This is a genomic window from Arthrobacter sp. Z1-15 (assembly GCF_054792395.1).
In genome coordinates this window covers 2,524,586-2,538,730 of the sequence record NZ_CP096454.1, presented here as the reverse complement: position 1 = coordinate 2,538,730, position 14,145 = coordinate 2,524,586, and the positions used below count along the sequence as shown (strand labels likewise).

The following is a 14,145-nucleotide window of genomic DNA, read 5'->3' as shown; positions in this document are numbered from 1 at the left end:
GGGTGGTTCTCCTTAGGTAATGCAGGTGCTGTGCCCCGTTCGGACACAGCGATAAGGCTACCGGCGGCCGTGCCGCGGCATGCAATCCGCCGTCGGACACGGGATACTGGTGAAATGACCGACGGAACAGAACACGTAATCACGGCAGATTTTGATGTCTCGGAATGGGAACCGACCCCCTATCAAGTGGAAGGGACCAACAGTGAACTTTCCACCGTCCGCGCCATAAAAATCTTCGAGGGGGACATCGTCGGCACCAGCGTCGCGGACCTCATCATGGCTGGAAATGCCGTTGGTGCAGGGTATGTCTGCTCCGAGGTGTTCGCCGGTTCAATCGCCGGACGGGAGGGGACCATGGTCATCCAGCACTGGGGCGTGGCCGAAGGAATGGCTACCGCGAGCTCCGGCCACATCATTCCAGGCTCCGGCACCGACGGACTTGCCGGGATTTCCGGCAAAGCGATTTTCACGCAGGAACCCGACGGACAGCACCGGCTCGAACTGCGCGTGACCCTGCCGGAAGACTGATCTGCCGGAAGACTGATCCGCCGGCTCAGGCGCCCCGCCCGGCGGGAAATGCCAGCCAAAGGGCAGCAGCCACAGACGCCGCAATGACCGCGGCAAAGGCTGCCAGCCACAGCCCCGACGGAACACCCGTCCGCTGGTACAGGATGTAGGCGTCGGAGCTCTGCAGGGAACGCCGGCGCCGGGTATGCACGCCCAGGACCTTCAGCCAGTCCCGGACCGCCCCGGCGAGCAGCGCTGTTCCCACCGCCAGCGTGGTCCATGAGACGGCAACGGGCGACGCGAACCACACCAGCAGCACCGAAACGGCGGCACAGCCGCAGGCGATAACGAGTCCCTGCAGATTGCGGATGAAGAGCAGTGCCGCCAGCAGAACCAGCGCCCCGGCGGACAGTGCGGCTCCGGCCCAGCCGGAGAAGGCCGCCCACACCAGGACGGCGCCGGTCACAGCCGGAACGGGATAACCCCAGAAACCCGTCCACGCCGCAGCAAACCGGCTGCGCCCCATGCTGCGCATCTGCCCGGAATGATCAAACCTGAGCTGGATCCCTTTTACCACCTGCCCCGTCGTGAGCGCGGCAAATGCGTGCCCGAGCTCATGGACAAAGGTGACGAAGAGCCCGAACCACCGCCACACGGGCCGCGGAACGGTAAGTGCGGCGGCTGCGAGTGCAATCAGCAGCAAGACAGGCCAGGAGGTCTCCACAGGAGTGCCGCGCGAAAAACCCTCGAGGACCTTGGACCACCACTGCGATATGACGGCGCCGACACTGCCGGCGTCCACTACGAAACCACGTTCACTAAATAACCAAATTCCACTAAAGCGCTAAATCGTCTAGACAATCGATGCCGCAATCGACGCCGCGGGGCGGGGCACCTGCCGGGGTCACAGATCCAGCTGTCCGCGCAGGATCGAGTCGCCTGAGTGCGCGGGATCGCCGTCGTACGGCTCGTCGGAAATATCCACAACGGGATACCGGCTCAGATCCAGGTCCGCGGGCAGCTCAAAGCGTGCCTCGGTACCTTCCATTGTGCCGAGGCTGACCATGGACGCTGCATCCGGGGCCAAAAGCCACACCTCACGGAACCCTTGGGCGGCATCGCTGCTGGATCTCACCACGAGTTCACGGCTGCCGTCCGGCAGCTGATCGATGACGGCGTTCCCGGTATCCGAGTATGACGCCAGGGGAGCCAGCTCCGCCGACGCCACCAGCTCCGGGCCGGGAACCGGATCCACGGCGCGCAGCGCTCCCCATGTACCGGCTCCGGCGACAACGACGGCGGCTGCCGCGGCGGCCAGCCAGGTTCGGGTCCTCCTGCGGCGGGCAGCCGCAAGGGAGACCACCGAAGCGCCGGAGGCAGCGTGCTTATCGGCTGCAGATGAAGTTGCAGCTGCGGGGGTGGCGGGAGCGCCTGCTGTCAGCGGGTCCTGCCGAACGTCATCGCCCAGGTTCAGTTCGCGGTGGATGCCCGCCCAGACCGACGGGGCGGGAGCCGGCAGGCGAGAAGCAGGGCTGCTCCGCTCCGGAGCGGCGGTGCCCGCCGGCCCGGCGTCGTCGTACTCCCCGGCGCCTGCCCGCCGGGCGGCAGTGACAACCCGGGAAAAGGATCCGAGGTCCGCACGGCAGCGGGGACACTGCTCCAAATGGGCGGCTTCTTCATCGGTGGCTGTTTCGCCCAACGCCAGGAGAGTGAGCGCGTCATCATGCAGGTGCTGCATCACTTACCTCCAATCTTTGCCTCAGGTGAACGAGGCTTCGGCGTATATGGCTTTTAACGGTTCCGAGCGGCATTTCGAGCCGGTCGGCAATCTGTTGGTGGGTCAGGTCATCGTGGAAAGCCAGCCGGAGGATTGACCCCTGCGGTTCACCGAGCCGGTCGAGTTCCGCCTCGATTACCACCCTGTCGGCGACCCGGTCGGGATTGCCCGCGCCGTCGTCGGCCTCATCCCTCCGCTGGGAAGCGGCGGTTTCCCAGACACTCACTTCGCGGCCGCGGGAGGCACCCATCCCGGACGCGACATTGCGGGTGATCCCGACCAGCCAGGACAACAGACCGGACTGTTCCGGAGCATAGCTCGCCCGGTATTTCCAGGCCCGGATGAAGACTTCCTGTACGACGTCGTCTGCGGCAGCCGGATCAAACAGCCGCCGCAGAGCCAGCGACCGGATCAGGGGAGCAAACCGCCGGTACGCCTCCGCGAGGGCCGTCTCGCTGCCCGCAGCGAAGTCACGGTCAAGGACCGTGTCCTGCTCCACGGAACCGGGTGGCATCGGGTGCGGTCTCCTCATCTCGGGGCGCCGGCCGGTGAGGGCGCGGCCGGCAGGCCCGCCCGCCGGGTCGGCAGTTTTCCCTATGATAGCGGTGCCGCCGTCAGGACGACGTTATCTTCGTAGTCGTCCTGCGCCTCCAGCCATTCCCCGCCGCAGGTGACGAGTTTTAGCCGCGGTGATCCCGTGCGGTCGAACAGGCGGTGCCCGTCCAAACTTCTCTTGGCGATGTTCTCCACCCCTTCCGTTGCATACCGCAGGACGGAGCCGTCCTCCCGGGTAACGGTCAGGACAGTTCCCGGGGTTACATCCTTGAGCCGGGCAATCGGCAGCTTTTCGGTGCGCGAATCCACGTGGGCGGCCAGCACGCTGGAACCTTCCCCGGCGCCCGGGGCCGGACCGTAGCGGTACCAGGCCGCCTGATAGTGGTTGTCCGGCAGAGCCATCGCGCCGTTGGCTTCGACTCCTTCCGGAATCACTTCAAGGTCGATTCCGGTTCCCTCGACCTGGACCCGCACCGGTTGTGGAATGACGGCGGCGGCTTCCTGTACTGCGGGACGGAGGGGGATGGCAGCGGGATCCGGAGCGGGGCCGGGGACGGCAGCTGCCGGAGACGGGGCGGGGACGGCGGAAGTGGCTGCGGGACCGACGGCGCCGGGCGGAACGGATCCGTTCCCGTTTTCCTGCCCGCAGGCAGCGGAACCGGTGACCAGGGCGCCCGCCACAACAGCGGCGGCCAGCAGGCGGCGGGCAGGGGCTGGGCGGAACATGCGGTGGGCCTTTCAGGTAGTGCAGTTTGGATTTTGCAGTTCGCCGGCGCAGCGGGGCCGCCCTTCGGAGCAGGTGCTCGGGAAGGCGGCCCCGCTGCCGGTGAGTCCGGCACGGGATTCGGGCCGGGGTACGGACTTAGTCCGGACCGGGGTACGGACTTAGTCCGGACCTACCGGCGGGAAGCGGCGGCGGCGCTGTTGCGGCGCACCGCTACCGCAGCACCGGTCAGGAGCATTACCGCAAGACCGGCTCCGGCTGCCAGTACCTGCCCGTTGTCCTCCTGTGAGGAAACCAGGGCGCCGGGCACGGCATTCGGTGCCGATTCCATGCCTTCGATGGTATGGGTGGCCAGCGCGAGGTTTCCGGCCTCGAGCGAGCCCCACGCGTAAACGAAGGTATGGGTGCCTTCCGGCAGGGTGAGATCGGCCGGGCCGATAACCGGCTCGGTGGTTCCCGCTGCCGCCACCGAGGCGGACACGGTGCCGGCGTCGACAGCAAGAGTCTCCTCGCCGGGGTTCTCCAGTCCGGTGATCACCGGTGTGCCCCCGGCCAGGACGTCGACGGCGGGAGCCGCCGCAGTGTGCCGCACCGTCAGGTGCGACTTGCCCGGAGCCACGGTGGAGAGGTCGTTGGTGTAGAAGTTTGCGGTGGGTGCACCGGCGGCATCGAGATTCGCCACGGCGGTGTAGTTGCCTCCTGCAGCCATTTCCACGGTGACCGGGCCGATGATCGGTGCGGAGGCATCCGCGGCGTCCGGAGCGGTGATGGCCAGCTCGTAGCTGCCCGCCGGCAGGTCAAGCGGTCCGGCGAGCGTTCCGGGCGTGAAATCGTCCAGGGTCAGTGCTCCGTTGACGTACACATCAACCGTGGTGTCAGGCACGGCGTGAAGGACGGAGAGCTGGGCCGTGTCTGCGGCTGCCGCGGGGGTGAGGAACCCGACTCCGGCGGTCAAGCCTGCAGCTGCTGCGAGGGCGGTGACGGTCTTGCGCATGATGTCTCCTTGCTGGTCGCATCTCCACCGGCCGGTGAAAATGTGGTGTTGCTTACACCCCCTCTACTTCCGGCGGCCCGGGTTTGGATGCAGCTGCGGCGAAAATATTTGTCCGCGGGCACCTTGCACAACATTCGTCCCGCCCGGACAGGCCCCGTGCGCCATGCGCCGGTTCCCTGGCCTGACCGGGCCCGTAGTACTATCGACTGGTTGCCCCCCGTAGCTCAATGGATAGAGCAACGGCCTTCTAATCCGTAGGTTGCGCGTTCGAGTCGCGCCGGGGGGACTGCCGGCGCCGGCCCTCAGTACGCCTCGGCGGTCACCGCCCCGTCCGTAACCGTGAGGGCAAAGCGGACAGTGCCGCCGTTGGCTGCCGGCAGCACGAGGTCCGGGTGTTGTCCGTCCGTTACCTGGAAGGCGCGGAACTCCACATCCTCAGCCCACTCGTACTCCGGCCGGTCCGTGACTGTTCCCAGCGGCAGCACCGTCCCCGGCCGCACAAACAGGGCCGCGTCAAGAACCGAGAAGGTGCGCGTGTGCCACCGGCCGCCCGCTATCTGTTCTCCGGATTCGAGGTGCGTCCAGACGCCGTCGGGCAGGTAGAAAGAGACGGTGCCGCCGGCGCTGAAGACCGGCGCCACCAGCAGGTCCGGGCCCAGCATGTACTGCCGGTCCAGCTGGGCGCAGCCGGGATCGTCCGGGAACTCCAGGAACATCGGCCGCATGACCGGGGTTCCGGCGGTGTGGGCCGTTTCCGCAGCGTTCAGCAGATAGGGCATCAGCCGCATCTTCAGCCGGGTGAAATGGCGCAGGACATCGCTGGATTCGTCATCCACCAGCCACGGGACCCGATAGGAATTGGAGCCGTGCAGCCGGGAATGCGATGACAGCAGGCCGAAGGCAATCCACCGTTTGAACAGCTCCGGTTCCGGCGTTCCTTCAAAGCCCCCGATGTCATGGCTCCAGAACCCGAAGCCGGACGACGACAGCGAGAGGCCTCCGCGCAGTGATTCCGACATTGCGGTAAACGTGGATTCACAGTCCCCGCCCCAGTGCACCGGCATTTTCTGTCCACCGGCCGTCGCGGAGCGGGCGAAGAGTACTGCCTCTCCTTCCCCCAGTTCCTTGGTGAGCAGATCGAACACGCTCTGGTTGTAGAGCTGGGCGTAGTAGTTGTGCATGCGCTGCGGATCCGAGCCGTCATGCCAGACCACATCGGTGGGGATGCGCTCGCCGAAGTCGGTTTTGAAGGAATCCACGCCCTGGCCCAGCAGGTGCCGGAGCTGGTCCTGGAACCAGAGCACGGCATCGGGGTTGGTGAAGTCAACCAGCGCCATGCCGGCCTGCCACATGTCCCACTGCCAGAGGGAACCGTCCGCACGCTTGACCAGAAAGCCCTTTTCCCTGCCTTCTTCAAAGAGACGGGACCGCTGGGCGATGTAGGGGTTGATCCAGACGCAGACCTTCAGCCCGCGGTCATGAAGGCGGCGGATCATTCCTTCGGGGTCCGGGAAAGTGGCCGGATCCCACACGAAGTCGCTCCAGTGGAAGGCCCGCATCCAATGGCAATCAAAGTGGAAGACTGAAAGCGGAAGATTGCGCTCCTCCATGCCGTCGATGAAGGACATGACCGTTTTCTCGTCGTAATCCGTTGTGAAAGAGGTGGACAGCCACAACCCGTAGGACCACGCCGGCAGCCGTGCGGGCCGCCCGGTGAGTTCCGTGTACCGGCGCAGGATGTCCTTGGGCGTGGGGCCGTAAATCAGGAAGTACTGCAGCCGCTGGCCCTCGACGCTGAACTGCGTACGGGAGACCACCTCGGAGCCAATCTCGAAGGAGACCCTTTCCGGCTGGTTGACGAACACCCCGTAGCCGTCGTTGGTGAGATAGAAGGGCACATTCTTGTACGCCAGCTCACTCGAAGTTCCGCCGTCTTCGTTCCAGACATCGATGGACTGACCGTTCTTGACGAAGGCACCGAAGCGCTCCCCGAGACCATAGACGTTGGTGCCCACGCCCAGGCTCAGCTGCTCGTGCACAAAGGTGCGGCCGTCCTGGTCCGTGACGACGCCGATACTGCGGGGCACCGACGATGTCAGCAGGCGGTCGTCGGCGGAAAAGTCCACCTGCCAGTCTCCGGCGGTGCTGATCGCCGCGGAGAGCCGTCCCGAGGTGAACGTTACGCCGGAGTCCCCGCGGTCAATGCGCACCTGGGGCTGTGCGGCGCGGATCTCGAAGTCGGGACCGCGGTGCAGCCCGCCCTGGAAGTGTTCAATGGTTACTCCAATGACATCTTCAAGGGGCGATTCGAAGGTGACGGTGATTTGCGGACAGTTCAGTGCATCTCCGCGCCCGTTGATTTTCCGCGTCGGGGCATACACCACCAGCCGGTCGCCGTCGGCTTCCACCGCAGAGACATCGCGGGGCCGCAGGACACTCATGCCCTCGCGGGGGAGCCAGTAGCCGTCAGTGAATTTCATGTGTGTTCCTCGCGTGCTCGTGTGTCGTTGTTTTCAAGGGTGGCCGGGCTCTTCAGATCCAGTACAAAAGCCCCGTACGGTTCCAGCCGAAGGTCAGGTCCCGCGGGCAGCCCGGTCAGTACGTCCATGCCGGAGGATGAAACCCGGACCTCGTGCGTCCCGCCGCCGTGGTTGAGCAGGAACAGCCACTGTCCGCGGGTTACCGCCTCGACGCCGTCGGGCAGGCCGTCGGGAAAAGGGGGAGTGATGCCCGCAGCACGGACTGCTTCCATCACCACGTACGAAAGGGCTGACTCGTCCAGGTCTGCCCCCAGGTACCAGGCCTGGCCGCTGCCCCGGCTGTGGTGCGTGAGCGCCGGTTTTCCGGCCGCCGGACCGCTGGTAAAGGACGCGAGTGCGCGGGCCCCGTCCAGCTGCAGGTCCTCGGCCCAGAAGTCCGCAGTTCCGTCCGGGACGGCGGGATCCGTAAAACCGATGCCGGCCGGCTCGCCCAGGGGAACCCATTCCTCGCCGCTGACGCCCAGGCACTTGTGCAGGACGGCAGGGAACCGGCCCGTGGCGAGGCGGGCGTTCTCGTCAGCGACCGCGCTGAACGGACCCACGAGCAGGGAACCCCCGTTTCTGACATACCGGTCAATCGCTTCGGCATGGTCGGCTCTCAGCAGGAAGAGGTTTGGTGCGAGCACCAGGGAGAACCGGCTGAGATCCGACTCGGGATGCACCACTTCCACGGCTATCCCGTGCCGGAACAAGGGCCGGTAGAAGGACCTCAGCTGGTCCATGACCCGCAGCCGCTCAGACGGGCGCGCGCTTTCCTCGGCCGCCCACCAGCTGTCCCAGTCGAAGAGCACGGCGACGCTTGCCGGCACCTCCGTTCCGGAGACCGGTCCCAGGGCCTGCAGCGCCCGGCCAAGCGCCGCAGCCTCGCGGTACACCCGGGTGTCCGGGCCGGCAAGGGGGACAACGGCGGAGTGGAAGCGTTCCGCACCCGCGGCGGACTGGCGGAACTGGAAGAAGCACACGCCGTCGGCGCCCCGGGCTACTGCAGAGAGCGCATCAAGGCGGAGGGACCCTGCCGGCTTGGGCACATTGTGACGGCGCCAGTTCACCGCTGACGTTGCCGATTCAAGCAGGAGCCACGGACGTCCTCCGTTCAGTCCCCGGCAGAGGTCGTGGGTCAGTGCACCGAGTTCCCGTGACCCGGGATCGGCTGGATCGGTGTACCAGTCATTGGCCACTACATCCATTTCCTTGGCAAAGGAAAAGTAGTCGGCGCCGGGAAAGAAACCCATCAGGTTAGTGGTGACGGGCTTGCCCGGGTCATGCCTGCGGATGATGTCGCGCTGCAGGCGGTACAGGGAGAGCAGCTCATCCGACGTGAACCGCTTGAAGTCCAGGGCCTGGGCCGGATTGCCGATGTAGGGGGCCCGGCGCGGAGGCAGGATTTCCTCCCAGGAGGAATAGCGCTGGCTCCAGAATGCGGTGCCCCATGCCCGGTTGAGTTCCCCGAGGGACCCGTGCCGCTCCTGCAGCCAGCGGCGGAAGGAGGACGCGCTCTCGTCATCGAAGCTCACCTGGCCCAGTTCATTGCCCACATGCCACATGGCCACGGCCGGATGGGAGGCATAACGTGCAGCCAGGGCTTCGGTTACCGCAGCGGCGGCCCTGCGGTACACGGACGACGAAGGATTGAACTGGTTTCGGGAGCCGTACCAGAGGGTGCGGCCGTCCGCGTCCTCGGGCAGGGTGCCGGGATAACGGTGGCCGAGCCAGGGCGGGGGAGAAGCTGTCGGGGTTGCGAGGTCCACCCGGATGCCGCCGGCATGCAGCAGATCCAGGATCCGGTCGAGCCAGCCGAAATTCCAGCGGCCCTCCTCCGGTTCGAGCTGGGCCCAGCTGAAAACGCCCACGGTGACTAAATTGATGCCGGCAGCCTGCATCAGGGAGATGTCCTCGGGCCACAGCTCTTCCGGCCACTGCTCCGGGTTGTAGTCGGCGCCGAAGAGCAGGCCGTCCTGCTCGCGGATAATGGGAGGAAATGTCATCGAATCCTTTCGACTCCTCTGGTGATGTTGCGTGATTGGGTGGCGTTGGGAGCGTTGCGTATCCCGTCGAACGGGCTAGGATTTGGCTCAAGCTGCGTCGAAAACCATCGACAGCCGAGAAACAGCTGCCGTCGTGACGCGCCGTGCAGCCGGTCAAGGAGGTTTGGCGCTTTATGCCCACGATGAGTGATGTAGCCCGGGCAGCCGGCGTCTCCACGAGCACCGTTTCCTATGTCCTGAGTGGAAAACGCAGCATCTCCGGAGAGACCCGCAGACAGGTTCAGGAAGCGATTACCCGCCTGGGTTACAGCCCCCACGCCGGCGCCCGCTCCCTGGCGTCCAACCGGTCCAACGTCCTGGGCCTGATGGCTCCCCTGCGCGCCGACGTCAATGTGAGCGTCGTGATGCAGTTTGTTGCCGCGGTTGTTTCCGCTGCCCGGGAGTTCGACCACGACGTGCTGCTGCTGACCCAGGACGACGCCGGCGGCATTGAACGGGTGACTTCCCAGTCGATGGTGGACGGACTGATCATGATGGACATCGAGGCCGCAGATCCGAGGATTCCGCGCCTGGCCAAGCTCCGTAAGCCCGCTGTGCTGATCGGGCTCCCTGACGACGCGCAGGGCTTGAGCTGCGTGGATTTCGATTTTGCCTCAGCCTCCAAGATTGCTGTCCGCCATTTGGCGGACCTGGGTCATCAAAACATTGCCTTTATTGGATCTCCGCCGGCATCCCTGGCCCGGCATGCGACGTACGCAGACCGCGCCGCCGCCGGGTTTGAGCAGGCCTGCCGAAGCGCCGGCATCGGCTTCAGCCTGCACGCGAGCGGTGCCACCTCTTCGGACCTGACCGGTGTCCTGCACAGGATCTTCCAGTCCAACCGCAAGGCCGGGCCGGCGGTGACCGGGCTCGTGGTGCATAACGAGGGTCTGGTGCCGATGCTCCGCGAAGCACTGGCCGGGCTCAACCTGTCCGTCCCGGAGGATGTCTCCGTGGTGGCGGTGGCCCCCGCGGACGTTGCCACCGCTTCCGTCCATCCCTGGACTGCCGTCAGCATTCCTGCGCGGGATATCGGCCGCGCCGCCGTGGAAATGGTGATGGACCGGTTGAATCTGGACAAGCCCGTGGAAATGCGGTTGATCCTTCCTTCCCTGGATGTGCGTGCCACGACGGCGGCTGCTCCGGCCCGGTGAGTTGTGCCGCTGCGGCCGGGGTTCCTCCCGCCGCAACGGTCAGCCCTTGACCGCGCCGATCATGACGCCCTTGGTGAAGTGCTTCTGGACGAAGGGGTAGACGAAGAGGATGGGCACCATGGCAATGACGATGACCGCCATCTGCAGCGCCAGGGAAGCGGCCACGCCCTGCCCGATGTCTATCTGCCCCGGCACGGAAACGCCCTGGAGCACGTAGGAGCGCAGGACCACCTGGAGCGGATTCTTGGAGCTGTCATTGATGTAGAGGATGGCGTTGAAGAAGGCGTTCCAGTATCCGACGCCGTAAAACAGCGCAATCACCGCCGTCACCGCCTTCGACATCGGCAGGACAATCTGGCCCAAAATCCGCCACTCGCTCGCGCCGTCGATCCGTGCGCTGTCCAGGATGCCCTGGTCAATGCCCATGAAGAAGCCGCGCAGGATGATGATGTTGAAGACCGACACCGCTCCGGGGAGGATCAGCGCCCAGTAGGAGTTGATGAGCCCGAGACCCGAAACCAGCAGATAGGTCGGAATCATCCCGGCACCGAAGAACATGGTGATCAGCAGGATGAACAGGATCGGAGTGTGGGCGAAGGTGCCGGGACGGGAAAGTCCGTAGGCACAGAGGATCGACACGACAAGGCTCAGCAGTGTTCCAACGGTGGTCACGCCGACGCTGACCGCCACGGCACGGGTCACCACCCCGCCGTCGAGGATTTGCCGGTAAGCATCGAAAGTGATCCCGTCGGGAATCAGCACCAGCCCTCCGGCAGCGGTAATGGTGGCCTGCGAGGAGAGACTGGTCAGCAGGATCGTGTACAGCGGGCCGAGGACGGCCAGAACCACGATGGTCAGGACGGCGGCCTTTCCGATCTTCCCGGCGGTTGTGGGTTCTTCCTCCCACGCGGGCCTGCCCCTGGACGGTCGCTCAGGTTTGTCGGTATCCATGAGAACTGTCATGACTTTGAATACACCCCGTTTTCACCCATCAGGTGGGCAATCTTGTTGGCGCCCAGGATGAGTCCCAGGGACACCAGGCCTTTAATGAGTCCCGCTGCTGCTGCATAGCTCCAGTCGCCGTTCTGCACACCGGTGTAGTAGACAAAGGTGTCCAGGACTTCCGAAGCCCCGGCTCCGACCGCGGCGCGCTGCAGGATGAGCTGCTCGAAGCCGACGGACAGGGCATCTCCCAGCCGCAGGATCAGCAGCAGGATAATCACCGGGCGCAGCCCGGGGAGGGTGACGTGCCACAACCGCTGGCGCCTGTTGGCGCCGTCCACCGCTGCTGCCTCATACTGGGCGGGATCAATGGCGTTCAATGCGGCCAGGAACACGATGATTCCCCAACCCGCATCCTTCCAAATGGACTGCGAGGTAATCAGGAAAAGGAAGGTGTCAGGGTTGGTCATGATGTCCATGCCGCCCCAGCCCCGCGAAGCAAGCAGCTGGTTGAGCAGGCCTGCGCCTCCGAAAATCTGCTGGAAGACGGACACCACCAGCACCCACGAGAAGAAGTGGGGCAGATACACGATGGCCTGGATCGTGGCCCGAACTCCCGGACGCACCAGGGAATTCAGCAACAGTGCCAAAGCAATGGGCACCGGGAAGAAGAAGACGAGCTGGAATCCCGTAATCACCAGGGTGTTTTGAACGGCGAGGTAAAAACTCGGATCCGTGAAAACACGGGTGAAGTTCTGCAGGCCCACCCAGGGGCTGTCCGCGATGCCGATAAACGGCGAATAGTCCTTGAACGCGACGACGTTGCCCAGGATCGGGACGTAGGCGAAGACCACCAGCAAAGCGACGGCCGGGAGTGTCATCAGCAGGACGGACCGGTCCCGCCGCAACCTCGTCCGGAGGCTGAGCTTGCGCCGGACCTGAGGCTGTCCGGTGCCCGGGCGGGCAGGGGTGCCGGACGAAGCGGGCGGAGCAGCTGAAGTAACAGGCCCGTCCTGCCGGGTTGCTGCCGCGGGAGTACCGTTTCCCATCAGGCGCTGAGGAAGCCGGCGTAGAAGTCGCGCAGCTCGTCGCCGCCGGACTTCTTCCAGGTCGCCAGGGCTGAGTCGAGGTCGGACAGGGACTTGCGGCCGCGGGCGATGTCCTTGGCCAGATCGTCAAACGGCTTGCCCAGGGACGCGTACTTGGTGTCTTCCTGGATCTGCATACCGAAGAAAAGGCTCTCCTGCACGTTGGGGGCCTGCCGCGCTTCCCAGTCGCTGCGTTCCTTCACATAGCCCGGGTACTGGACCATGGAGTTCACGATCGGGGGGCTGACCAGGAACGCGAACGTACTGGTCACTTCGGAGCGTCCCTTGTCCGTTGCCTGGGGAACATTCTGGTCGTCGCGGTTGTAATGCACGCCCTCCACGCCGTTGGTGATCAGCTGGTTTTCGACCGTACCGAACGGGGCCGCCATGTAGTTCGCCAGGGCCAGGATCTCCTCGATCTTCGCCTTGTCCTCGTTCTTCTTGATGAAGCTGAAGATGCTGGCGGGGGAAGCTTTGAACAGCACCGGCTTACCGCCGTCGGGTGCAAAGAAGTCCATGGCCTGCATGCGGAACTCCGGGTTGGTCGGCAGGACCCGGGCGAGCGCCTCGTGCCAGCTGCCCAGCCCGTCGCCGGTCATCAGCACGGCGCCGGATTCGAAGCGGGACTTGGCCATCTGGGTGTTCCCGGCCACCGCGTCCGGATGGACGGCTCCCGACGCGAAGAGCTTGGCGGTCCATTCCAGCGCAGCCCGGTACTGGTCGCTTTCAAGCTTGTGCTGGAGCTTTCCGTCCACCTCCTGCCACATGGGAGGCACTCCGTGCATGATCTGCGCGAGGTTCCATACGTCTTCGGAGCCCCACCGGCTCTTGGACTCGTCAGTGGCCTCCTTGGCGATTTCCAAATACTCTGCCGCCGACGTCGGCTGCTTCAGCCCCAATTCATCGAAGAGGTCGGCCCGGAAGAAGAAAGCGTCATTGAGCAGGGTGCCGGGATAGGGCAGGCCGTAGAGGCCACCGTTGAACACGCTGAACTTCCACGCATCGGTGGGCAGGTTTGCCAGGTTCGGGTACTTCTTGACCTTGTCCCCGGCCAGGTACTCGGACAGATCGGTGAACAGGTTCTCGGCTGCCTGACCGAAGCGAGGGGGCAGGTTCCAGGAGGGAATGACCACCCAGTCCGGCACATCCTTCGGTGAGGCCAGCACCGTCTGGATCTTGTCGTAGTAGGTATTGCCGTCGTTTACCTGGAAGTTGACGGTCGCCCCGAGCTCTTTGTTCACTGCCGCGTAGTAGCTGTTATCCGGCAGTGCCGGGGGAACAGTCCACCAGGCCGGCGACATGGCGGTGTAGGTGCCGCCCTTGCCGGGGGTGGAAGCAACGGAAGAGGTCAGCTCGGCGGGGAGGCTGGTGAACCCGGGGGTTGAACCGTTGACGCCCGGGATGTCCGGGGTGGCCAGACTGATCGGGTAGTGGTTGGGGATCAGTTTCGCGATGCTTGCCCCCAAGTCCGTTGAAGAGGTGATCTGGGAGGTGGCGCCGCCGGTGCCGCAGGAGGTCAGGGCTGCGGGAATGCTGGCAGCAACCGCGGCACCGCCCATCAGTCCGAGAAAGGACCGGCGGTTGACCGGGCGCTCGGCGAGTTGGCCGAGCAGGCCGGCTGCAGAGCCGGCGGCTGTGGTCTTCGGACGGTTGCGCAGGGCTTTGTCGCGGGGCATGTCCCACTCCTTTGTGGTTCGGTCATTGGCGTCAGGGTGACGCGGCGGAAACGGCGGCGGCGGTGTCCAATACTGCGGCGACAACGTCGAATCGATTCGATTCCTCTTGACCCTAAGGCAGCACCACGGGCGATGCAAGCATTTTTTGTGGCGTGCCTCACATC

Annotated in this window: 12 protein-coding genes and 1 tRNA gene; 3 read left to right on the top strand and 10 right to left on the bottom strand. The window is 65.1% G+C overall.

Translation table 11 applies throughout. The features are described 5' to 3' along the window. Positions 1 to 114: 114 nt before the first annotated feature. Positions 115 to 528, top strand: coding sequence for a DUF3224 domain-containing protein (locus M1D40_RS11590; protein ID WP_461168919.1), 414 nt, complete (start codon positions 115 to 117; stop codon positions 526 to 528). Between the two features lie 25 nt (positions 529 to 553). On the opposite strand, the gene M1D40_RS11585 is transcribed toward M1D40_RS11590, so the two are convergent. From M1D40_RS11585 to M1D40_RS11565, 5 genes are all read right to left on the bottom strand, one after another. Further along, the gene (locus M1D40_RS11585; protein ID WP_461168918.1) at positions 554 to 1,309 is read right to left on the bottom strand and encodes a M50 family metallopeptidase; all 756 of its coding nucleotides are present in this window, start codon (positions 1,307 to 1,309) and stop codon (positions 554 to 556) included. 102 nt (positions 1,310 to 1,411) lie between these two features. Continuing rightward, positions 1,412 to 2,245 (bottom strand): anti-sigma factor, encoded by an 834-nt coding sequence (locus M1D40_RS11580; RefSeq protein ID WP_461171057.1) that lies wholly within the window; start codon positions 2,243 to 2,245, stop codon positions 1,412 to 1,414. Then, complete coding sequence (locus M1D40_RS11575; protein WP_341394856.1) at positions 2,229 to 2,798, bottom strand: RNA polymerase sigma factor; 570 nt, start codon at positions 2,796 to 2,798, stop codon at positions 2,229 to 2,231. The genes M1D40_RS11580 and M1D40_RS11575 overlap by 17 nt, the downstream gene beginning before the upstream one ends. Positions 2,799 to 2,878: 80 nt before the next feature. Beyond that, on the bottom strand, positions 2,879 to 3,565 hold the full coding sequence (locus M1D40_RS11570; RefSeq protein WP_461168917.1) for a class F sortase: 687 nt from the start codon (positions 3,563 to 3,565) through the stop codon (positions 2,879 to 2,881). Between the two features lie 170 nt (positions 3,566 to 3,735). After that, positions 3,736 to 4,557 (bottom strand): DUF4397 domain-containing protein, encoded by an 822-nt coding sequence (locus tag M1D40_RS11565; RefSeq protein WP_461168916.1) that lies wholly within the window; start codon positions 4,555 to 4,557, stop codon positions 3,736 to 3,738. 213 nt (positions 4,558 to 4,770) lie between these two features. Between M1D40_RS11565 and M1D40_RS11560 the strand changes: the two genes are divergently transcribed. Further along, positions 4,771 to 4,843: transfer RNA gene (locus tag M1D40_RS11560), tRNA-Arg, on the top strand. Positions 4,844 to 4,859: 16 nt separating this feature from the next. On the opposite strand, the gene yicI is transcribed toward M1D40_RS11560, so the two are convergent. After that, a complete protein-coding gene (yicI, locus tag M1D40_RS11555) occupies positions 4,860 to 7,037 on the bottom strand; it encodes an alpha-xylosidase (protein ID WP_461168915.1) in 2,178 nt (725 codons plus the stop codon). Next, on the bottom strand, positions 7,034 to 9,082 hold the full coding sequence (locus M1D40_RS11550; RefSeq protein WP_461168914.1) for a beta-galactosidase: 2,049 nt from the start codon (positions 9,080 to 9,082) through the stop codon (positions 7,034 to 7,036). The genes yicI and M1D40_RS11550 overlap by 4 nt, the downstream gene beginning before the upstream one ends. A gap of 173 nt (positions 9,083 to 9,255) precedes the next feature. Between M1D40_RS11550 and M1D40_RS11545 the strand changes: the two genes are divergently transcribed. Then, positions 9,256 to 10,275 (top strand): LacI family DNA-binding transcriptional regulator, encoded by a 1,020-nt coding sequence (locus M1D40_RS11545; RefSeq protein WP_461168913.1) that lies wholly within the window; start codon positions 9,256 to 9,258, stop codon positions 10,273 to 10,275. Between the two features lie 39 nt (positions 10,276 to 10,314). Here M1D40_RS11545 and M1D40_RS11540 read toward each other — a convergent pair whose 3' ends face one another. The 3 genes from M1D40_RS11540 to M1D40_RS11530 are packed head-to-tail and all read right to left on the bottom strand — an operon-like array spanning position 10,315 to position 13,981. Next, complete coding sequence (locus M1D40_RS11540; RefSeq protein WP_461168912.1) at positions 10,315 to 11,226, bottom strand: carbohydrate ABC transporter permease; 912 nt, start codon at positions 11,224 to 11,226, stop codon at positions 10,315 to 10,317. A gap of 8 nt (positions 11,227 to 11,234) precedes the next feature. Continuing rightward, positions 11,235 to 12,266, bottom strand: coding sequence for an ABC transporter permease (locus M1D40_RS11535; RefSeq protein WP_461168911.1), 1,032 nt, complete (start codon positions 12,264 to 12,266; stop codon positions 11,235 to 11,237). After that, complete coding sequence (locus M1D40_RS11530; protein WP_461168910.1) at positions 12,266 to 13,981, bottom strand: extracellular solute-binding protein; 1,716 nt, start codon at positions 13,979 to 13,981, stop codon at positions 12,266 to 12,268. The genes M1D40_RS11535 and M1D40_RS11530 overlap by 1 nt, the downstream gene beginning before the upstream one ends. Positions 13,982 to 14,145: the final 164 nt, after the last annotated feature.

Bases quoted from the DNA above. Each gene is read 5' to 3' on its own strand.
- M1D40_RS11590 (WP_461168919.1), top strand. From the start codon at position 115: ATGACCGACGGAACAGAACACGTAATCACGGCAGATTTTGATGTCTCG.
- M1D40_RS11580 (WP_461171057.1), bottom strand. From the start codon at position 2,245: ATGCAGCACCTGCATGATGACGCGCTCACTCTCCTGGCGTTGGGCGAA.
- M1D40_RS11575 (WP_341394856.1), bottom strand. From the start codon at position 2,798: ATGCCACCCGGTTCCGTGGAGCAGGACACGGTCCTTGACCGTGACTTC.
- M1D40_RS11570 (WP_461168917.1), bottom strand. From the start codon at position 3,565: ATGTTCCGCCCAGCCCCTGCCCGCCGCCTGCTGGCCGCCGCTGTTGTG.
- M1D40_RS11565 (WP_461168916.1), bottom strand. From the start codon at position 4,557: ATGCGCAAGACCGTCACCGCCCTCGCAGCAGCTGCAGGCTTGACCGCC.
- yicI (WP_461168915.1), bottom strand. From the start codon at position 7,037: ATGAAATTCACTGACGGCTACTGGCTCCCCCGCGAGGGCATGAGTGTC.
- M1D40_RS11550 (WP_461168914.1), bottom strand. From the start codon at position 9,082: ATGACATTTCCTCCCATTATCCGCGAGCAGGACGGCCTGCTCTTCGGC.
- M1D40_RS11545 (WP_461168913.1), top strand. From the start codon at position 9,256: ATGCCCACGATGAGTGATGTAGCCCGGGCAGCCGGCGTCTCCACGAGC.
- M1D40_RS11540 (WP_461168912.1), bottom strand. From the start codon at position 11,226: ATGGATACCGACAAACCTGAGCGACCGTCCAGGGGCAGGCCCGCGTGG.
- M1D40_RS11535 (WP_461168911.1), bottom strand. From the start codon at position 12,266: ATGGGAAACGGTACTCCCGCGGCAGCAACCCGGCAGGACGGGCCTGTT.
- M1D40_RS11530 (WP_461168910.1), bottom strand. From the start codon at position 13,981: ATGCCCCGCGACAAAGCCCTGCGCAACCGTCCGAAGACCACAGCCGCC.